Source organism: Arhodomonas sp. SL1 (genome assembly GCF_052060015.1).
Classification (GTDB): Bacteria; Pseudomonadota; Gammaproteobacteria; order Nitrococcales; family Nitrococcaceae; genus Arhodomonas.
The window spans coordinates 203,720-223,264 of the sequence record NZ_JBPODZ010000006.1 but is presented as its reverse complement, the minus strand read 5'-3'; the positions used below and the strand labels follow the sequence as shown (position 1 = coordinate 223,264).

At 70.0% G+C, this 19,545-nt stretch carries 20 protein-coding genes; 6 read left to right on the top strand and 14 right to left on the bottom strand.

From position 1 onward, the window contains the following. Positions 1–21: 21 nt before the first annotated feature. The 6 genes from ACQ754_RS10915 to ACQ754_RS10890 form a co-directional block, all read right to left on the bottom strand. Positions 22–933, bottom strand: coding sequence for a homocysteine S-methyltransferase family protein (locus ACQ754_RS10915; RefSeq protein WP_440997058.1), 912 nt, complete (start codon positions 931–933; stop codon positions 22–24). A gap of 648 nt (positions 934–1,581) precedes the next feature. Further along, on the bottom strand, positions 1,582–2,271 hold the full coding sequence (locus ACQ754_RS10910) for a CPBP family intramembrane glutamic endopeptidase (RefSeq protein ID WP_440997057.1): 690 nt from the start codon (positions 2,269–2,271) through the stop codon (positions 1,582–1,584). Further along, the gene (locus ACQ754_RS10905; RefSeq protein WP_440997056.1) at positions 2,268–2,717 is read right to left on the bottom strand and encodes an FxsA family protein; all 450 of its coding nucleotides are present in this window, start codon (positions 2,715–2,717) and stop codon (positions 2,268–2,270) included. Before ACQ754_RS10905 ends, ACQ754_RS10910 begins: the two co-directional genes overlap by 4 nt. Positions 2,718–2,748: 31 nt before the next feature. Then, positions 2,749–5,109, bottom strand: a complete 2,361-nt coding sequence (locus tag ACQ754_RS10900) for a helicase-related protein (RefSeq protein ID WP_440997055.1) — start codon at positions 5,107–5,109, stop codon at positions 2,749–2,751. 6 nt (positions 5,110–5,115) lie between these two features. Beyond that, positions 5,116–5,463 (bottom strand): DUF3301 domain-containing protein, encoded by a 348-nt coding sequence (locus ACQ754_RS10895; protein ID WP_440997054.1) that lies wholly within the window; start codon positions 5,461–5,463, stop codon positions 5,116–5,118. Next, on the bottom strand, positions 5,451–6,362 hold the full coding sequence (locus ACQ754_RS10890; protein WP_440997074.1) for an AEC family transporter: 912 nt from the start codon (positions 6,360–6,362) through the stop codon (positions 5,451–5,453). The genes ACQ754_RS10895 and ACQ754_RS10890 overlap by 13 nt, the downstream gene beginning before the upstream one ends. A 150-nt stretch (positions 6,363–6,512) precedes the next feature. Between ACQ754_RS10890 and ACQ754_RS10885 the strand changes: the two genes are divergently transcribed. Beyond that, a complete protein-coding gene (locus tag ACQ754_RS10885; RefSeq protein WP_440997053.1) occupies positions 6,513–7,172 on the top strand; it encodes an AbiTii domain-containing protein in 660 nt (219 codons plus the stop codon). A gap of 49 nt (positions 7,173–7,221) precedes the next feature. Next, the gene (locus ACQ754_RS10880) at positions 7,222–8,337 is read left to right on the top strand and encodes an alkene reductase (RefSeq protein WP_440997052.1); all 1,116 of its coding nucleotides are present in this window, start codon (positions 7,222–7,224) and stop codon (positions 8,335–8,337) included. Positions 8,338–8,339: 2 nt separating this feature from the next. Here ACQ754_RS10880 and ACQ754_RS10875 read toward each other — a convergent pair whose 3' ends face one another. From ACQ754_RS10875 to ACQ754_RS10865, 3 genes are read right to left on the bottom strand one after another with little or no spacing between them, the layout of a single operon-like run. Next, positions 8,340–8,564 carry a SlyX family protein gene (locus tag ACQ754_RS10875; protein WP_440997051.1) on the bottom strand — a complete coding sequence of 75 codons (225 nt, stop codon included), beginning with the start codon at positions 8,562–8,564 and terminating at the stop codon, positions 8,340–8,342. Next, the gene (gene trxC / locus ACQ754_RS10870) at positions 8,561–9,004 is read right to left on the bottom strand and encodes a thioredoxin TrxC (protein WP_440997050.1); all 444 of its coding nucleotides are present in this window, start codon (positions 9,002–9,004) and stop codon (positions 8,561–8,563) included. Before trxC ends, ACQ754_RS10875 begins: the two co-directional genes overlap by 4 nt. Before the next feature lie 2 nt (positions 9,005–9,006). Continuing rightward, the gene (locus ACQ754_RS10865) at positions 9,007–9,246 is read right to left on the bottom strand and encodes a YdcH family protein (protein ID WP_440997049.1); all 240 of its coding nucleotides are present in this window, start codon (positions 9,244–9,246) and stop codon (positions 9,007–9,009) included. 112 nt (positions 9,247–9,358) lie between these two features. Here ACQ754_RS10865 and ACQ754_RS10860 point away from each other — a divergent pair, with 112 nt between their 5' ends. Next, entirely contained in the window at positions 9,359–9,688 is a 330-nt protein-coding gene (locus tag ACQ754_RS10860) for a TraR/DksA family transcriptional regulator (RefSeq protein WP_440997048.1), read from the top strand. Positions 9,689–9,716: 28 nt separating this feature from the next. Here ACQ754_RS10860 and ACQ754_RS10855 read toward each other — a convergent pair whose 3' ends face one another. From ACQ754_RS10855 to ACQ754_RS10840, 4 genes are all read right to left on the bottom strand, one after another. Continuing rightward, complete coding sequence (locus ACQ754_RS10855) at positions 9,717–11,711, bottom strand: TonB-dependent copper receptor (RefSeq protein WP_440997047.1); 1,995 nt, start codon at positions 11,709–11,711, stop codon at positions 9,717–9,719. 121 nt (positions 11,712–11,832) lie between these two features. Continuing rightward, a complete protein-coding gene (locus ACQ754_RS10850) occupies positions 11,833–12,231 on the bottom strand; it encodes a hypothetical protein (protein WP_440997046.1) in 399 nt (132 codons plus the stop codon). Positions 12,232–12,324: 93 nt separating this feature from the next. Beyond that, positions 12,325–13,893 (bottom strand): FAD-dependent oxidoreductase, encoded by a 1,569-nt coding sequence (locus ACQ754_RS10845; RefSeq protein ID WP_440997045.1) that lies wholly within the window; start codon positions 13,891–13,893, stop codon positions 12,325–12,327. After that, a complete protein-coding gene (locus ACQ754_RS10840; RefSeq protein WP_440997044.1) occupies positions 13,890–14,447 on the bottom strand; it encodes a gluconate 2-dehydrogenase subunit 3 family protein in 558 nt (185 codons plus the stop codon). The genes ACQ754_RS10845 and ACQ754_RS10840 overlap by 4 nt, the downstream gene beginning before the upstream one ends. A gap of 196 nt (positions 14,448–14,643) precedes the next feature. Here ACQ754_RS10840 and ACQ754_RS10835 point away from each other — a divergent pair, with 196 nt between their 5' ends. Beyond that, a complete protein-coding gene (locus tag ACQ754_RS10835; protein ID WP_440997043.1) occupies positions 14,644–15,009 on the top strand; it encodes a phasin family protein in 366 nt (121 codons plus the stop codon). Between the two features lie 51 nt (positions 15,010–15,060). Here the strand turns inward: ACQ754_RS10835 and ACQ754_RS10830 are convergent, their stop codons facing one another. Continuing rightward, a complete protein-coding gene (locus ACQ754_RS10830) occupies positions 15,061–17,286 on the bottom strand; it encodes a bifunctional diguanylate cyclase/phosphodiesterase (RefSeq protein ID WP_440997042.1) in 2,226 nt (741 codons plus the stop codon). A 113-nt stretch (positions 17,287–17,399) separates the two neighbouring features. Between ACQ754_RS10830 and ACQ754_RS10825 the strand changes: the two genes are divergently transcribed. Continuing rightward, the gene (locus ACQ754_RS10825) at positions 17,400–18,542 is read left to right on the top strand and encodes an NnrS family protein (RefSeq protein ID WP_440997041.1); all 1,143 of its coding nucleotides are present in this window, start codon (positions 17,400–17,402) and stop codon (positions 18,540–18,542) included. Then, positions 18,542–19,540: a zinc-dependent alcohol dehydrogenase family protein gene (locus ACQ754_RS10820; protein WP_440997040.1), complete on the top strand. Its 999-nt coding sequence runs from the start codon at positions 18,542–18,544 to the stop codon at positions 19,538–19,540. Before ACQ754_RS10825 ends, ACQ754_RS10820 begins: the two co-directional genes overlap by 1 nt. Positions 19,541–19,545: the final 5 nt, after the last annotated feature.

The following is a 19,545-nucleotide window of genomic DNA, read 5'->3' as shown; positions in this document are numbered from 1 at the left end:
GCAATCCCGGGTGTGAGGCAGTCAAGAGGCCACCAGGCGGTATCCCGCTGCGGTCAGCCGCTCGGCTATGGCGGCAATGTGGGCCGGGCCGACTTCGCAGCAGCCGCCCACAATGGTCGCGCCCTGCTCCACCCACCGAAGGACGTGCTCGGCATAGGCGGCGGGATCAAGATCCGTGCGGGATTCCAGTACATCAACGGTGCCGCCGGGTTGAAGGGCGCCGACGGACGTGAATCCGTTCGCGTACCCGCCGAACGGCACGCCGAGTCCCCCAAGCTCAGCCATGGCGGTCGTTAACGCCTCAGGCACCGAGCAATTGACCAGTACCCGTTCGGCACCCGCCGCAACGCAATCCCGGGCGGCCTCGGCCAGCGGCTCGCCGGAGCGCAGGCGCGTGCCATCACCGTCGTCCACCGTGAAGGACGTCCATACCGGCAGGTCGCTTTCCGCCCCCGCGATGGTCGCTGTACGCGCCTCCCGGGCAAGGGACATCGTCTCGCAGAGGAAAAGATCGACCCCTCCGGCCTGGGCCTCCACCATGCGGCGGTAGGAATCCAGACAGGTGGCCTCTTCGGGCGCGAGATCGGGCCGATAACTCGCTACCAGCGGGGGCAGGCAACCGGCGAGGCGCACGTCCTGGCCGCTTTCCTCGCGCGCCTTGTCCGCCGCGCGCAGCGCCGCGGCATGGAGCGGCTCGAATAACTCGGGGTCGGCATCGCGGGCCAGGCGTTGCGGGGTCGCGCTGTAGGTGTTGACCGTGATGACCCGGGCACCGGCGTCGATGAAGTCGCGATGGGCGGCGGTAACCAGATCCGGTTCGTCCAGCATGACCTGAGAAGACCAAAGCGGCGAGGCCGGACGGCTACTCCGCCGCCGCAGCTCCTGGCCCATGCCTCCGTCCATTAGTACTACTTCGCGTTGTTGAGCGTTCATTGTGTCGTCACCTTTTCGTTGTTTCGCCAAGGCCTTCGCCGGTGCGCCAGGTTTCTGTCGTTCTCGATAGGGGTGTAGCCACCTGCCCGTTCAATAGGCCCACCCCTGATGTGCCAGAGGCGCCTTGTTCCGTCGTCCCGGCGCACGCGCCAGTCTGGCATGAACTGATCCGTCAGTCCGCGAAAGCGTTCCGTGTGCTGGCGTTCGAGCAGGCCGTACAGCACCACGTCCGGCCGCTTGGCTCGGATCCCCGCCCGCGCGTCCTCCTCGGCCACCACGAAGTCGTTGTTCTCGGGGTTGCGTCAATCGATCAGCCAGAAGGTAACGGTGTGTTCCTCCACGGAAGTTGGTACCCGAGACACGCCTGAATGAAGTCGATGATCAGACGCTGCGTCCAATTTTCCTGCTCGCCGAAGCGACTCATCATCTGGAACCTTCTCCACCGCCGTCGGCCGGATCCTCCCGAACCGCCGACGGTGCCACCGAAGGCGGCTGCTTCCCCGAATTCAGGATACATTCGGCTCGATCCGAGGACTTCTTCAGTGCCATTCAGTGACCTTTCATACCTACCATGTAGTGGCGTGCAACTACGCCACCCGCATCCAAGGCCTGCGTTGTATGCGATGTAACCGGTCACGTAGGGGGTGGCTACATCGCCGACAGCAGCCACAGGGATATGGCATTGACCAGGGCATGGGCGATAATGGCGGGCCACAAGGTGCCATAGCGGAGCACGGCGGCGGCGAGGACGGCGCCCACCAGGGTGGTCTGGAGCACGCCGAAGGCGCCCTGATAGGCATGGCCGAGGCCGAAGAGCAGCGACGACAGGGCTACCGGGCCCCACCAACCACCCAGCAGGGCGCGGGCCCGCTGCAGGAGAAAGCCCCGAGCAAGGAGCTCCTCGTAGAAGCCGATAAACAGGCTTAAGCCCAGCAGGGCCGGCAGGCTGAGGCCGGCGGCGACCCGTCCACCCAGCTCGGTGAGCCGCTCCATCTGCCCGCCCACGGCCTCCGGCGCCAGCTGCATGACGGCGAGGCGCAGCAGCATGTTGAGCACGAAGATGAGGGCCAGGAGCTTTACGGCGCGGAGCAGGTCCCGGCCGCCGAGGGCGACGACCCCCAGGCCGGCGAAGGAAAGGCCCCGCCAGCGGGCGAGCAGCACCAGGCCACCGAGCACCACCACGCCCTGGCCGATGACTACGGGCACCAGGTTCCCGTCGGGGAACAGGGCCTGGGCCGTCAGCGGAGCCACGATACCGGCGAACAGCACCAGGGCCACCGCGAGGAACAGGTCGGCCAGGGCGGCCGCCCGGTGATTTAAGGGGCGTTCGCCGCTCACCGCCGGTGATCGTCGTCCCGGCGGTGGTACTCGCCCTCGATGTAGTCCTGCCCGCCGCGGTGGCCGCCAGCCTGGCCGGGGGGCGGCCCGTAGGTGATGTGGGCATTGCGCATGATGTAGCCGATGACGTAATGCCGCGTCCACGGGATCAGGCAGGCGAAGCCCACCACATCGGTGATGAATCCCGGCGTGAGCAACAGCGCGCCACCTAGGGCCAGGGCCACAGCCTCCAAGAGCTCGATGGCGGGGACGCTGCCGCGCTCGAGATTGGCCCGGGCACGGGTCAGGGTGGCGAGCCCCTGCTGGCGCAGCAGCGCGCCACCGGCCACGGCGGTGAGCACGCACAGGGCGATGGTGGGCAGGGCGCCGATGACGCCGCCCACCTGGATGAGGACGTAGAGCTCCACCAGCGGCACGCCGATGAAGAGCAGGATCAATAATGGCAAGGCACTACTCCGTTGACATGGGCGGCGCCGCTCACCGCACCTCAACCTCGCGGCTGGCGCGCCGGTACTTCACCCGCCGCCAGCCGGACCACGCCGGCAGCTCCCAGCGCTGCGGGTCGCGCTTGCGCACCCCGGAGACCTTCTCCGCGATCACTTCGCGGCGGCGGACGTCGTAGTGCACGCGCATGTGGAGGTCGGTGAGCCGGACCTCACGGGGATAAGTGCGGTCGAACCAGTCCCTTTCCCACCCCGGGATGCCATCAAATGCGAGATCCTCCGCCTCGATGAGCTCCAGGTCCTCACCCCGCTCCACGCCGAGGGCGTGCAGCCGCTCGGCGAGCCAGTCCGCCGGTTCCGGCACCTCCCCCTCTCCATAGCCAAGGGCCACGTACAGGGACCAGGCGTCGATGTCGTCAGCGAGGCGTTCACCGGCGGGGGGCAGCAGCCGGCCGTCCAGAATCAGTTGCGCCGCCGCCCGACGGGCCGCGGCGCCAGTGAGGACCTCCCGGTCCTCGCGGATGACCCGCTCGGCGTAGACATGCCGCACCACGCCCACCAGCTCGCCGTCGGTCCACTCCGCCGCGCCGAGCTCTGTCTCGGCGATGCCGAGCTCGGCCACGGCCTCCAAGGGCAACGGCGCCAGGCAGGTGGCCAGGGTGACATTCTGCCGGGTGCCCCTGCGGCCCGGGACGCTGTGGTCGTCCAGCACCAGCGCCGCCTCGTCGTCGCCGGCGAACAGGCTCTCCTCCACCGGGAAGGCCTCGCCGTAGCCGTTGGCCAGGGCTTCCCGGCGTTTGGGCCGGCGGACGTGCACCAGCACCGGCATGGCCGCGGCGGCGGCGCGCAGGGCGGTGGTCGCCACCTCCGCCAGGTCCCCGGCATCGGGGGGCTCGTCCTGCCCCATGGCCTCGCGGAGCTGGCGGGCCAGGCGCCGGGCCTCGGAGCGCTGCCGGGTGTCCACCCGAACGCCGGGGAGCTCCTGGCCGCGCAGGGCGGCCACCCGCAGGATCGCATCGCAACGCCTCCCCAGGGCCTGCACCAGCGTCTCACGATCATCGGCGTCGCCGGTGACCCGGATCAGACCCCGACCCGCGGACAGGGTCGCGGCGAGGTCCGCCATGAAGCCGGCGCTGGCGGTATCGGGCATGGCCACCACCAGATGGGCCAGCCACGCGTCCACTGGCAGGACGAACAGCCGGTGGCCGCGTTCGGTAACGGCACCCTCGCCGTCCAGGGCTCCGATCGCCTGCAGCCGCTCCCGGGCGGCCTCCACCGCGGAGGCCGGTGGCGTCTCCGGAAAGTCCAGCGCCTCCGCGGCGCGGCCGGCGCAGGCCGCAGCCAACACCAGCTCCGTGAGGTCCTCCCGGGCCACCTCCGGTGGTGTCGCCTCGGCCAGCGGGGCACGCTCGCCCCACAGGCGCAGGCAGGTGCCCGGGGCAGTGCGCCCTGCCCGGCCCTTGCGCTGTTCGGCGCTGGCCCGGGAGATGGCCTGCAGGGCCAGTACGGTGCGGCCGTTGCGGCGCATAGTGCGCCGCTCCAGGCCGCTATCCACCACGACAGTGACGCCGGGGACGGTGAGGGAGGTCTCCGCGACATTGGTGGCAAGGATTACCCGTCGCTTGCCCCCGGGCGCCAGGGCGCGGCGTTGCTGCTCGCGGGGCGCCGAGGCGTGCAGGGGGATCACCTCCGCCGGCACCCCCTTGAGTCGCCGGGCCGCCGCCTCGATCTCGCCACGCCCCGGGAGGAAGACCAGGATATTGCCCGGCCCCTGCGCCAGCGCCGCGTCCACGGCGGCTGCCACCCGGTCGTCCAGCTTCGAGGAGGTAGGCATCGCTCGGGGTTCGCGCTCGCGGTGATGGACGGCCACCGGGTAGCTGCGGGCCGGCGATTCGATGAGCTCGCCGCCGAGCCACCGCGCCAGGTGCTCGCCGTGGATGGTCGCGGAGGTGACCACCAGCCGCGGGCCGTCGCCCCGGCCGTGGAGCAGCGCCGCCAGCAGATCGGTGTCCCAGCGTCGCTCGTGGAACTCGTCGAGGATCACGGTGGCATAGCCGTCCAGCCGCCCGGCGGCCAGCCAGCGCAGGGCGATGCCCGGCGTAACGAAAACCACCCGGCTGTCATCGCCGTGACGGGCGTCGCCACGGATGACGTAGCCGAAGTGTCCGCCCGGCTCCTCCCCGCGGCCCTCGGCCAGGAAGCCCGCGAGGCTGGTCGCGGCCAGCCGCCGGGGCTCGATCACCAGCACGGGGCCGCGCTCCGCCGCCCACACCGGCAGCCGGGTGGACTTGCCGGAGCCAGTGGCGGCGGTGACCACCACCGGCCCGCGCTCCAGGGCGTCGCGGAACTCGCCCTCTAGGGCGTCGATGGGAAGGGGATTGCTCGCGTCGGTCATGGGGCGTCACGACCCCGGCAGGTCATAGTCCGCGTGGCCGTCCGGGCGCTCCACCTCGACGGCCACCACCCGGGCCCCCACCAGGCTGATCCAGCCGCGGCCGCGCTCGCGCTCGGGGGCGCTGAATTCGAAGCGGTAGACCCGCCCGAGGGTCAGCCGACCCTCCGGGTCCCGGGTCAGGCGGTAGCGTTCCAGGGCCACGGTATCGTCCAACAGCTCCAGGCCCTGGTTCAGGCAAGTGCGCCGGCAATGGCGCAGCGCCTCCGAGCGGGCGCGCAGGTTCACCCACCAGGCCATGGCCGCCGCAGCCAGCAGTGTCAGCGGGATCAGCCCCGCAGGGGTCAGCTCAACCAAAGGACCACCATCATCGCCGGAATCGCCAGGAGATTGCTCAGCAGGATCACGCTGGAGGCCAGCCCCTCGTCGCCACCGAGCTGGCGGGCGAGCACATAGGACGCTGAGGCGGTGGGACAGGCCAGCATGATCAGCGCGATGCGCAGGTGGGCATCGGAGAGCCCTATCAACAGGGCGAGCCCCGCGCCGATGGCCGGCAGGGCCGCCACTTTGAGTGCCGCCGCCGCCGCGGCCGGCCCCAACCGCCCGCGCACCCGGGTACTGGCCAGGGTACCACCGATACACACCAGCGCCAGGGGCAAGGCCATCTGCCCCACCGCCGCGAGCCCCCGCTCCACGGCCAGCGGCATCGGGAACTCCAGCAGGGCCAGCACCAGCCCAAGGGCACAGGAGATGAGGATGGGGTTGGTGACCAGGCCGTAGCCGACGCCGCGGAGCACCCCGGTCCGCCCGCCGCGGCCGGCGAGCAAAACCGCCACGGCGGCGATGTTGTAAACCACCACCAGCGGGCCGAAGAGCAACAGGGCGCTGGCCTGGGCGGCCGCCGTATCCCCGCCGGCGGCCTCGAAGGCGTAGATGACCACCGGCAACCCGATGAAGGCGAGATTGCCCCGGAACACCCCCTGCACGAAGGTACCGCGGGTCTCCCGAGCCAGCCCGAGCACGGCGGCGCCGGCATAACCCAGGGCGATGCCGGCAAAGGTCGCCCCCATGGCCACCGCCAACAGCCCGCTGACCGCGGCGAACTCCGGCTCCGCCGCCGCGATGCGGTGGACCAGCAGCGAAGGCAGGCCCACCCAGTAGGTCAAGCGGTTGAGCTCGCGCAGCGAGCGCTCGGAGAGGAAGCCGGTGCGGGTGAGGGTCCAGCCCAGGGCGATTACCAGGAAGACCGGCGCCAGGGTGTTGATGATGGTGAGCAGCGTGATCCTCCCGGCCAGCCGACCAACGTCACTTGCGTAAGTTCACAAAGGGGTTGTAATTTCATCGGTACTACAAAACAACATGTTAACACCGGCATCCAGGGAGGACCGGTGTGAGGAGGAGGGGTAATGACCTGCGTTGTCGAAGCCGTCCGTGACCAGACGCGGACCGCTGATCCGGTGGCCCCGGCGGTGCAGCGGGCGATACTGCTCGCCCGCGTGCTCAAGGCGGATCCGGTGGTCCAGTGGCTGAAGAGCGAGCTCAACGGCTATGCACCGGATGCGGAACCGCCGGTGTATCGCACCGGGGACGGGGCGGTCCTCATCGCCTGGCGCCCCGGCGACGGCTGGATCCAGGCACCCATCGGGCCGAATCTCGAGAAGGCCTATGCCCATTTCGAGATCCGCACCGGGGTGGAGGCCCTGGAGCGGAAGATCCGCGAGGAGGGCCCCCGGGGCGCGGCCCGGGTGGAGTTCAGCGAGCAGGAGCTCGAGGAGGCCAAGAAGGCCGTCCAGCTCGACACCAAGCTCTGCCTCGCCCTGCCCCAGAACGCCATCCCCACGGCCCTGGAGACCGTCCGCCAGGCCCTGCTGGACTGGAGCTCGGAACTGCTCGAGCAGGGAATACAGGGGGAAGGCACCTCCTTCACCGCCGACGAACGTGAGCGCGCCGCCGCCATCACCGAGGACTTCGAGAGCATCGTCGCCAACGCCCACGAGCGGGCCCGGGAGTCCGTCGCCGCCAGCCGGCAGCGCCGGGGCCTGTTCGCGCGACTGTTCTCGCGCTGACGGCGCCGCCGTATAATCGGCCCCTTTGCCGGGAACGGGACCGGGAATCATGAAGCATGTCGCCGCGGAAACCGGCGTCGCGCCGCTGTTCGAACCGCTGCAGGCAGGGGCACTGGCGCTGCCCAACCGCATCGTCATGGCCCCGCTGACCCGCAACCGGGCCGGCCCCGGCGGCGTGCCCACCGAGCTGATGGCCACCTACTATCGCCAGCGCGCCCGCGCGGGACTGATCATCGCCGAGGCCACCCAGATCCGGCCGGACGGCCAGGGCTATCTGGACACGCCGGGCATCCACAGCGAGGCCCAGGTCGCCGGCTGGCGGCGGGTCACCGACGCCGTGCACACCGCCGGCGGGCGTATGGTCCTGCAGCTCTGGCACGTGGGACGAATCTCCCACACCTCCCTGCTCGGCGGTCACGCCCCGGTGGCGCCATCGGCCATTCCCGCGGAGGCAAAGACCTACACCGCCGAGGGCTTCCAGCCGGTGTCGGCGCCCCGAGCCCTGGAGCGCGATGAGATCCCCGGGCTGGTGGCCGACTTCGCCCGGGCGGCGGAACGGGCCCTGGATGCGGGCTTCGACGGCGTGGAGATCCACGCGGCGAATGGTTATCTCCTCGAGCAGTTCCTCAAGGACGGTGCCAACCGCCGCGACGACGATTACGGCGGCAGCGCGGAGAACCGAATGAGGCTGCCCCTGGCGGTGACGGAAGCGGTAACCGAGGCGGTGGGCGGCGACCGGGTAGGCATCCGCATCTCCCCGGTAACCCCTGCCAACGGCATCGACGAGACCGACCCGCAGCCCCTCTACGAGGCGTTCATCGAGCGCCTGTCGCCCCTGGGGCTGGCCTATGTCCACGTCATCGAGGGGGCCACCGGGGGGGACCGGGACTACCGCCCCTTCGACTACGCTGCCCTGCGGCGGCGCTTCCCCGGTGCCTGGATGGTGAACAACCGCTACAGCCCGGAGATGGCGGCGGCGGCCGTGGCCGAAGGGCAGGCGGACCTGGTGGCCTTCGGCCGCTCGTTCATCGCCAACCCGGACCTGCCGGATCGGATCGCCGCCGGCGCGCCCTTGCAGAAGGCGGATTCCAGCACCTTCTACGGTGGCGGCGCGGAGGGCTACACAGACTACCCGTTCCTGAAGGAAGCGGAAGCGGCTCAGTAGGCTCAGTAATGGGGCGGGGCCTCGTCGCCCTCCCCCGCCTCCGGTTCCAGGCGGCGCAGCACCGACTCCAGGCGGCCGGAGAGCCGCTCGATCTCCGCCTCCAGGGCCTCGATGCGGCGCTGCTGCGCGTAGACCTGACCCGCCAGCGTCTCGCCGGCCTGCTCCTGATGGGCAAGGTGCTCCTCAAGCCGTGCCAACCGCTCCGGGGTTCCCCCGGCCCCGCTCATGCCGCCCGACCGAGGCCGCTGGCCCAGCGCAGGATATCCGCCTTGCTCAGGGCGCCGGACTGACGGCCCAGCTCACGGCCACGCTGGAAGGCGATCAGCGTCGGGATGCTGCGAATGCCGAAGCGCCCGGCGAGCCCCTGGGCCTCCTCGGTATTGACCTTGGCGAGGCGGTAGTGGGGCTCCAGCTCCTCGGCTGCCTGGGCGAAGGCCGGTGCCATCATCTTGCAGGGCCCGCACCAGGACGCCCAGAAATCGACGATCACCGGGATATCGCTGCGGCCCACGTGGGTGTCGAAGTCGGCCTCACTGAGGGCCACGGGCTCGCCGCGGAACAGCGGGCCGTGACAGCGCCCGCACCGCGGCCCGGCCTCCAGCCGGGCGGTAGGCAGGCGATTGACCCCGCCGCAGGCGGGGCAGACCACATGCAGGGTCTCCGCCATGATCACTCCCCCTTCAGCATTGCGTAGAGCTCGTCCTTCAGCTGCAGCCGACGCTTCTTGCGATCCTCGAGGTAGGCGTCCGAGGGCGTCTCGTTACCCTCCTCAATGCGATGGACCTCGTGATCGACCTCGTGGTACTCGCGGAAAAGCCTTGCGAAATGCCGATCATTGACCTTGAGCTCATGGATGCGATCTCGGTATTCGGGGAGCTCGTGGATCAGGTCATGCTTCTCTAGGGTCATTTCGGGTTCCTTCTCATTGGCGGATGTCTGCCGCATTATGGGGCATTCAGCGGCCCCGGCGGGAGATGTGGGGGCGTGACCCGGAAACCCAATGAGTGAAGAGGAACCATCCATGAGCGAGGACCGCATGGCGCGTCTGCGGGAAATGGAGTCAGACGCCCTGGAACGCATCGAGAAGTACGAGCAGCACCTGCGCCGGGCGGCCGGCCCGCTGGACCGGGACATCGAGGACCAGGCCATCGAGCTGGAGAACGACGAGGTCGTGGAGGGGCTGCTGGAGAGTACCCGTAAGCAACTCCGCCAGATCCGCCACGCCATGGCGCGGGTCCAGGACGGTAACGGCGAGGTCTGCGAGGTTTGCGACGGCCCCATCTCCGCGGAACGCATCGAGGCGCTGCCGGCCACCACCATTTGCAGCGAATGCGCCGAGGAGCAGGGCTGAGGGCGGCGATGCGCCCCCAGCCCCTGCCTCAGAAGCGCGCGGTCACCTTCAACCAGACGTTGCGGCCGGGCTCGTTGACCCGGCCCACCGCGGTGCCCGCGTCCGCGGCCCCGGTGGCCAGGTGCTCCGCGTAGGCCTTATCGAACAGATTGTCGATGCCGGCGGTGACGCGCCAGTGCTCATCGGCCCGATAGCCCGCATTCAGTGACACCACGCCGAAGCCGGGGGTCTCGCCGATATCGGTCCCGTAGATGGTGCCGCTGCCCGGAGACACACGGTCCTGTCGGTCCACCACCCGCCAGAGCACGCCGCCGGAGTACCTGCCGTCGTCATAACGCAGGCCCAGCGTGCCCTCCAGGGGCGGCATCTGCGCCAGGGCCACGTCGTCGCTGTCGTTGTCACCACGGACGTAGGCGAGGGTCCCCGTCATCGCCCAGCTAGTGGTGAGGGTGTAGCGCAGATCGAGCTCGCCGCCCCAAGTGGTGGCGTCGATGTTGCGGGCCGCGTCGCCCCCGTCGGTGATCAGGATGTAGTCCCGAATGTCGCTGTAGAACAGCGCCACCGTGGTGCGCAAGCGCCCGCCCCGATACTGCCAGCCCAGATCCAGCTGCGTGTTGCGCTCGGGATCGAGGCCGAACACCCGGTCCCGCTCCCAGAAGTCCGGGGCGCGCTCGGCATGCCCCAGCCCGGCGTAGAGGCTCGCGGGGCTGTCGGCGAGGTCGTGCTCCCAGCGGCCGAAGGCGCTCCAGTTGGTGTTGGTATCCTCGGTGCCGGGCGCTGCACCGCCGTAGCCATCCGGGGCCATCATGGTGGGCGCCTGCTCGGCGGTGGCGCGGACCTCGTCCACACGCAGGCCGGCGACCAGCCGGTCCCGGGCGCCGACGAACCGCGTCAGCTCGCCGAACGCGCCGGTCTGGCGAAACTCCGCCCGCTCGGAGGAGGGACCGAGAGCCGGCGGGGCATCCGGCGCCATCCCCATGCGGCCGTCATGCTCGTTGCGCTGGTGGTCGGCCCCCAGGGTGAGCAGGGTGTCCGGGCCGAAGTCCAGGTCCATCTCCACGCGGGCACCCCGGGTGTCACGCTCCGGGTTCATGATCCGGTAGGGGCCATCCGGGTCACGCAGGGTGAAGTTGTCCATGACGTGGTCGATTTCATTGCGATAGACCTCCGCCTCCACCCGGGCGAACAGCGGCGAGAGGTTCTGCCGGCTCACGGACAGGCTCACGCCGGTGCGGTCGAAGGCGGTGCCGTCCATGCTGCGGTCGGCATAGGCGGCCTCGCCGTCGCCCCGCTCCAGGGTCAGCTCGACGCGGGTGTCCGGATCGGGGGTCCAGCCGGCAATGGCCGTGCCACTCCAGCGCTCGTACTCCGAGTGCACCTCCTCGCCGTTGCCGTCCTCGTAGTCGTCGGCCTCCGAGCGGGTGGCGATGCCGCGGACATAACCCCATTCGTTGCCGGCGGCGGCATCGAGGAGCTCATCGTGGCGGCCGAAGCTGGCCCCCAGGACGCTGGCGTTGACCCGCGCCCCGGGGGCGTCGAAGCCCTCGGTGTCCCGCTCGAAACGCACGCTACCTGCGACGCTCGCCCCGTCGCGCACGCCCTGCGGGCCTTTGAGCACGGTGATGCGGTCATAGGACGCCGGGGTCACGTAGGCGGTAGGCGGATCCATACGGTGGGGGCAGCCACCGAGCACCGCCGTGTCATCGAGGCGGATGTTGAGCCGCGAGCCGCCCAGGCCACGCAGAGCGGGGTCTCCGTTGGTCCCGCCCTTGCGGGAGACGCTGAAGCCGGGGATGGCCTTGAGATAGTCGGCCCCGTCGGAGGCCGGTACCGGCTGACGGGGCCGGCGCGGGTCGGTCACCACGGTGAAAGGGTCCCCCATCAGCGGGGCCGTGACCACCACATCATCCAGTTCCAGCGCCTCACCGGCGTGGGCGGCCGTCGCCAGCAGTACCGCCACCAGCGACACCGAGGCCGCGGTCATGGCACGGCCTTGCCAAAAGTAGGTCTCACATGAAGTCATTATTCCAACTCCCTGTCCATAAAGCCGAACGAGCAGGATCTCCGGGCACGTCGCCCTGCCGGCCGCGCGCGCATTGGCCGCGGCGGTGGAGCGTTACACGGGGATCCGTTAGTGCGGTCAGCTAGCGGACAGGGGGCGCCCGGGGACGGGCGCGGGTGGCCGCAGGCCACTCGCCAGGGGGCCCGGCAGTGGCGAGGACCGGCCCACCGCCCCGGGGAGCCGGCGGCCAGCCGGCAGGGGTGTCATCATGGGGCGCCGCCGCGCCGGCACCGGTGCAACCGGGGCAGTCCGGGCAGAGGGGGCAACAGACGGGGCCCTCGTCCTCGGCAGGTACAGCGAAGGTGATCTCGGTGTCGGCGCTCACACCGCAGAGACTGGCCCAGTCGGCGAGGCGCCCGGCGTGGGCCATGCCGCCGGCCAGCGGCAGGCTGAGATTGACCAGGATCACGCCCACCAGCCACGCCACGAAAACGCGGCGGGCGCAAAGCCGGCGGGCGGAATGTCTGGCGGGGTCGGTCACGTCCCTGCGGTCCTGTGCTCCCAGGAATCGGCGTGCGCAGGGTAGCCGAGGGCGCCGGGGGGCGCAAACGCCCTCACCGGCCTCGCGCGGCGATTACGCCCCGGCGTAACCCTCCCAGTCGGAGATCAGGTGCTCCACACCCCGCAGTCCCAGCGCATACAGGGTGAAGGTGGGATTGTTAGCCCCGGCCGTGGGGAATACCCCGGTTCCGGCGATCACCAGGTTCGGCACCTCATGGCAGCGCCCGTGGCTGTCCACCACGGACTCCGCGGGGTCGTCGCCCATCGGGGTCCCGCCCATCATGTGCGCCGTGCCCAGCGGCCCCGCCCAGGCGGTCTCCGCCCCCGCGGCCTCCATGACCGCCAGGCCCTCCTCGCGGGCATGCTCGTGGACCGCCATGGAGTCGGCGCTGAAGCGATGGACTACCCGCACCGGGCGCCGGCCGTAGCGGTCTCGGAGCTCGCCGAGCTCGATACGGTTGTCGGGATCCGGAAGGTCCTCTCCCATGGCCAGCATATTGGCCATGTGCCGTGCCGCCCGGCGGATAAAGGCATGCAGCTCCTCACCCCAGAGGTCGGCGCGGGTCACCGCCATGCCCAGGAGGTCGTTGGGCTTCATGGCGGGGCCGATCAGCCACTGATAGCTACCGAAGCCGCTCTCCCGGCCGTCCTTGGCGTAGCCATCGCGACAGCTCAGCTGCGCCCCGGCGACGCCCATGTACGGCTCGGTCTCCTCCTCGAACAGGGCATAGACGCCGGCAACGGAATGGGTCATGAACCCCCGGCCCACCTGGCCGCTGCCATTGGCGAGCCCGTCAGGCCAGTCTTGGTCGGCGGAGTTGAGCAGAATGCCGGGATTGTGTACCGCCGAGGCGGCGAGCACCACCACCCGCGCCGGCTGATGCTGGCGCTCGCCGGCACCGTCGACGTACTCCACGCCCGTGGCCCGGCCGTTACGGGTGAGCACCCGCAGCACGTCGCTATGCGGGCGGATCTCGGCGCCCGCGGCGATCGCCCCGGGGATGTCGCGCACCAGCGGGTTATACAGGGCGCCGATGGGGCAACCGGCGTCACACCAGCCATCGTAGAGGCAGGCGGGCCGGTCGCCGTAGGGTTGGGAATTAATGGCCATGGGCATAGGCGCGGTGTGCATGCCCATCGCCTCGAAGCCGCGGGCGATGGCACGGGCCTGTCCGAACGTGGCCAGCGGCGGCATGGGATAGGGCTCTCCCGTCGGCCGCCAGCGCTCGGCCTCGGCATCGCCGGAGAGCCCCGCCTCCTTCTGGATCCGGTCGTAGTAGGGGCGCAGGGTCTCGTAGTCGATGGGCCAGTCACGGCCGCGGCCGAAGCGGCTGCGCATGCGGAAATCGGACTCGTCGAGCCGCAGCCAGGTGCCGTAGTGGTGCAGGGCGGCGCCGCCGGAGCCCCAGCCGGCATTGAAGCCGTAGCCGAACGGGTGCTCGCCGGCGGTCTCCACCGCCGGCCCGCCCCAGCGCAGGCGCCGCGAATGCACCAAGCTGCTCTGCAGGTCCTCCGTCGACCAGCCCGGCCCCGCGTCCAGGACCACCACCCGAAGCCCGGCCTCCGCGAGGTGGCGCGCATAGAACGCGCCCGCCGCGCCGCCGCCCACGATCACGGCGTCCACTGTCTCCCGAGCGCTCATGCCAGCACCTCCGGTTCGATGTGGGCCATGTAGGGGATGCCGAGGGCATCGAAGCCACCGGGTACCCCGTAGACCACGTCCACCACATCGGCGCGGACGACGAAATGCACGAAGCCGGCCGGCGGGCCGGCCCAAGGCTTCGGCTTTCCCCCTGCGACCATGCCGGCGAGTTCACTGGCAGCGGCGCTGTCCAGGTCGGCGACGGATGCCCCAAACCGCTCGCGGGCCAGGGCGTCGACCGCTCGGAGGGCGCCCCGGTAGAAGCCGTCCCACGGCGGCGGCACATCCAGATAGCGGATCATCAGCAGGCTCTCCGAGGGGGCGGCGGCGAGCTGGGCGTCCACGTAGGGGGCTAGACCCGCCTCCGCGCTGCCCGGAAGCAGCGCCTCGCCATAGGCCTCGAGGACCCCCGCCTCGGCGGCGGTGAGCACCCGCAGATCCGCCGAGCGCGCCCTCGCCTGACGGGGGGTCAGCATCACGCCGAAGCCTCCCACGGTATAGAGCGCGACACCGCACGCTGCCCCCTTCAGAAACTCCCGTCGGGCCGGAACCATGCCCCCTTCTCCCCTTATCGATGGCGACGGGAATTTAATTTAGACGTAAATAGTTATTTGGTAAACCGGCGCCGAGCTGACGGGCGGGTGAAAAAAAGATGTTGCAGCGCAGCAGCGGCTTTGTTATTGTGCACCGCATCAAGGCTGATGAGTTCAATCAGACCTTGTGAACTCAAACGCCTAGGAGGCAAAAGACATGACGAACACGAATTTTAACCAGATGACTGAGCAGTTCGAGAAGACCGTTTTCGGGCCGATGCGCACCTACGCGTCCATGGCCGTGGATCACTTCGAGAAGCTGACCAACGTGCAGTATGACGCCGCCAAGGCCTACAGCGAGTTCGGCATCCAGCAGATGCGTGCGGCGCTCGACATCAAGGACGCCACCGACGTGCAGTCCTACTGGCAGCAGCAGCAGAAGGCCGCGGAGACCATCCGTGACCGCGTCAAGGGTGATGCCGAGAAGGTCGTCGCGCTGAACCAGGAGTTCGCGGAGAAGACGCAGAAGGCGGTGCAGGACAACGCCAAGACCGTCTCCGAGGCAGCGACCTCGAGCAAGTAAGGCCTGGCCTTGCCCCAGAGACGGCCGCCGGCCCAACGCCGGCGGCCGTTTTCATTTCCCCAGCCTAGCGCACCCCCCTCCCCCTATCAGCGCCTCGATCCCCTCCATGTCCGATGGCTTCCCATACAGGAACCCCTGGGCCCGATAGCAGCCCTGTTCCATCAGAAACGCCGCCTGCGCCTCGGTCTCCACCCCTTCGGCCACCACCTGCAGCCCCAGCGTGCGCGCGAGCGCGATGATCGCCTCGGCGATGGCACAGTCATTGGGATCATCGGGGATGTCACGAATAAAGGATTGGTCGATCTTGAGGGTCTGTACCGGCAGCCGCTTGAGCTGCGCCAGCGAGGAATAGCCCGTCCCGAAGTCGTCAATGGCGAGCCCTACCCCCATCCCCCGCAGTTGCTGAAGCTCCGATGCCGAGCGCTCACTGCCGCTCATGATCGAGCCCTCCGTGACCTCGAGCTCCAGGTCCTGCGGCGCTATCCCGGTACGCTCGAGCACCTCCCGTACCATCTCCGAGAAGCCGCCGCGTTCGATCTGAGAAGCGGCCACGTTGACCGCCAGCATCCCCACCGGCAGGCCCGCGTCCTGCCAGCGGCGCAATCGCCGGCAGGCTTGTTCGAGGGCCCAGGAACCGATCTCATGGATCACGCCGGTGTCCTCGGCGATGGGTATGAACCGCCCCGGCACCACCGCGCCGAGCTCCGGATGATGCCAGCGCAGCAGCGCCTCCACGCCCCGCCAACGCCCAGTGGCCAGGTCGATCTGCGGCTGGTAGGCGAGATCGAAGTGGTCGTTTTCCACCGACTCCCTGAGGGCGCTCTCCAGACGCATGCGATCAAGGACCCGGCGGGTCATGTCGCGGCTGTAAAAGGCGTAGGTGTTGCGCCCGCTCTCCTTGGCCCGATACATGGCGGTATCCGCATTGCGCAATAGCATAGCGACGGAGTCCGCGTCGTCCGGGTAGACCGAGATCCCCATACTCGCGGTGATGCGGATGCTGTGCCCACCTGCGTGAAAGGGCACGGCCAGGAGCTGCATGAGCCTCTCGACGATCCGGGCGACCCCGGGTATGCCGGTGATATCGTGGAATACCGCCACCAGCTCATCGCCGCTGATCCGCGCGAGCACGTCCTCGGCGCGGAACACCGAGCGCAGGCGCTCGCAGACCTGTTGCAGGAGCTCATCGCCCGCGTGGTGGCCAAGGCTGTCGTTGATGTCCTTGAAGCGGTCGAGGTCGATGAAGACCACCGCCAGCTGGGAACCGCCCCGGCGCGCCCGCGCCAGCCCGCGCTCGAGCAGGGCATCGAGCCGGCGGCGGTTGGGTAGCCCCGTCAGGGGGTCGTGATGGGCGAGGTAGGCGATCTCCTGTTGCGAACGTTTCATGTCGCTGATATCCGACATCACCGCCACCAGGTGGGTCAGGGTGTCGTCGGCGTCACGGACGCCGTCCACCGCCGTCCACAATGGCAGCTCGCTACCGTCCGCGTGGCGGGCCAGCACCTCCCCTTGCCAGTGCCCGGGTCCGCGCGCCACCGCCCGCCAGACGTCGCGGTACACGCGCAGGGGGTCCTCGCCGCCGCCGAGCAGCCTCGGGCTGCGGCCGATGACTTGGTCGCGGCGGTAGCCGGTGATGGCCACGAAGGCCTGGTTGATCTCCATGATCCGGCCATCGGCCCCGGTAATCATGACCGCGTCACTGGTGTTATCGAACACCGTGGCGGACAAGCGCTGGCGCTCTGCCGCCCGCGCCCGCTCGATGGTAATACTGGCCAGGTCCGCCAAACGCTCGACCATCTGGGTCTCGGCCTCGTTGGGGACACCGGGCTCGGTGCCGTAGAACGCGAAGGTGCCGACGACCACGCCAGTCGAGTCCAGTATCGGCTGCGACCAGCACGAGCGGATGCCATGACGGCTCGCCAGCTCGCGATGCCCGCACCAATTGGGGTCGTGGCGGATGTCTTCGGTGATCACGGGCCGGCCGCTATGGGCGGCGACGCCGCAGGTACCACTGCTCGACCCAATGGGGAGCCCGTCCACGGCGTCGGTATAGGCACGGGGCAGGCTGGGCGCGGCACCGTGACGGAGGCGCTCGCCATGGCGCACGAGCAACGAGGCGCGGAGCCGGGGATAGGCCCGCTCGGCCAGCCGGGCGATGGCGGCGAGGATCTCCTCGAGGGGGCGACCACCCGAGATCAGCCGCAGTATAGCCTGCTCGCCGTCCTGGACCACCTCCAGACGGGAATCCTCGGGCACGAATGGCGTGCTTGCGGTCATGGTCCTGTATCCACTGGTTCTCCGGACCCCGGGGGCCACCGGGCCGCACCCCGTGTATCATTCCCACCGCCTACCCACTGATTGCGATCATAGCGCCGATGGAGGTTCCCGTCATGGCCCGCGCCCGGCATCTCCCCCTGCCCGACGCCCCCACGGTTTTCTTTCCCCTCGCCGCGGTCCACGCGGCGGTTTTCGTGCCCCTGGGGCTCTTCACCGCGGGTGCCGGCACCGAGCCGCTAACCCCCGCGTCGCCGACCGGGCATGGCCTCGAGCTACTAGCCGGCTTCCTCCTGGCCGCCCTTGCCGGCTTTCTGTTCCCGCGGCTCGCACCGATGCCGCTGCTCGCCGCCACCGTGCTCTGGCTTGCCGGCCGGATCGGGATCTGGTCGGCAACCGAGGCGGGCGCGGTGGTCGCCGCCGCCTTTCCCGTCCTGGTCACGCTGCTGGTCGCGCCGCGCTTCGCCGCGGGGGGGCGCCAGTGGCGTAACCGGCTGTTCGCCCTTCTGCTCGCCGGCCTCGGGGCATGCCTGGCGGCGGCGACCCTGGCGGGCCCGGTACTGCCGGGCCACTGGCGCGGCAACCTGGTCACCGCGGCGCTAATGCTCGCCGGCGGCGCGATCCTCTACCTCGGTGGGCGGCTGCTCGCCCCCGCCGTGGCCAACGCCTGGCAGGGCCTGGCCGGCACGCGGGAGACCCGCCTGCAGCCCAACCTCGAGGCCCTGATGCTCGGTGGTCTGGTGCTGCTTGTCCTGGCGCTGCCCGCCGGGGCGCCCTGGACCGCCCCCGGCGCGGCCCTGGCCGGGATCGCCGCCGGGATACGGGTCATCCGCTGGCGGCCCTGGCGGATGCGCCACCAGCCCGACACCCAGGGCCTCGCCCTGGGTTATGCCTGGAGCGCCGCCGGCTTCCTGGCCCTGGCGCTGGCCTGGATCACCCCCCTGCCAGCCGCCGACGTCATCCATATCCTCGCCCTCGGCGGCACCGGCACCTTCCTCCTGCACCTGATGGCGCGTACCGCCCTGCAGCGGGCCCGTCAGGGGGTGGCCGGCATCCGTCTGCTGCCGGCGGCCAGCGCCATGCTGGCGGCGGCCACGGTCCTGCGCCTCGTCGCGACCCCCTCCTTCGGTGGCCTCCACGGGCTGCTGCCCGTGGCCGTGGGACTATGGAGCCTGTCCTTTGTCATGCTCGCGCGGTTGCTGGTAAACCTATCCCGGCAACAGTGGCAGGGGCTGCTGGCCAACCTGGGGAGGGGGTGATGAGCGAATCGAGCATGCGCACCATGGTGCTCCACGCCCAGGGCGAGCGACTCACCGCGGAGCGCTGGCCGATCCCGGAACCGGGACCGGGTCAGATCCGTTTGCGGGTGACCGCCTGTGCGGTCTGCCGCACCGATCTGCACGTCATCGACGGCGATCTCCCCGACCCCACCCTGCCGCTGGTCCCCGGCCACGAGATCGTCGGCACCGTGGATGCCACCGGACCGGGCAGCGAGCGCTACCAGGTGGGTAACCGCGTCGGCGTGCCTTGGCTGGGCTATGTCTGCGGGGAGTGTCGCTACTGCCGTGAAGGCCAGGAGAACCTCTGCGACGCGGCGCGCTTCACCGGCTACCAGATCCAGGGTGGCTACGCGGAGTACACCGTGGCCGATGAGCGCTTCTGTTTCCCAATCCCGGATACCTACGGGGACGCCGAGGCCACGCCGCTGCTGTGCGCGGGGCTGATCGGACAGCGCGCCCTGCGAATGGCCGGCGACGGCGAGGCCATCGGCCTATACGGCTTCGGCGCGGCGGCCCACATCATCGCCCAGATCGCCATTCACCAGGGCCGGCGGGTGCTCGCGCTGACCCGGCCGGGTGACACCCTGGCCCAAAACTTCGCCCGCCGGCTCGGCGCCGTCTGGGCCGGCGACTCCACCGAGCCGCCGCCGGAGCCGCTGGATGCCGCGGTGATCTTCGCCCCCGTGGGGAGCCTGGTCCCGGCGGCCCTGCGCGCCGCGCGAAAAGGGGGCCGGGTGGTTTGCGCGGGCATCCACATGAGCGAGATCCCCGCATTCCCCTATCGCATCCTCTGGGAGGAGCGCTCGATACACTCCGTGGCCAACCTGACCCGCGCGGACGGCGATGAGCTCATGCGCATTGCCCCGGAGGTGCCAGTGACCACCCACATCCGGACCTACCCCCTGGAAGAGGCCAACGCAGCCCTCGACGACCTGCGGGAGGGCCGGCTGGAGGGAGCAGCCGTACTGGTACCCTGAGCCGG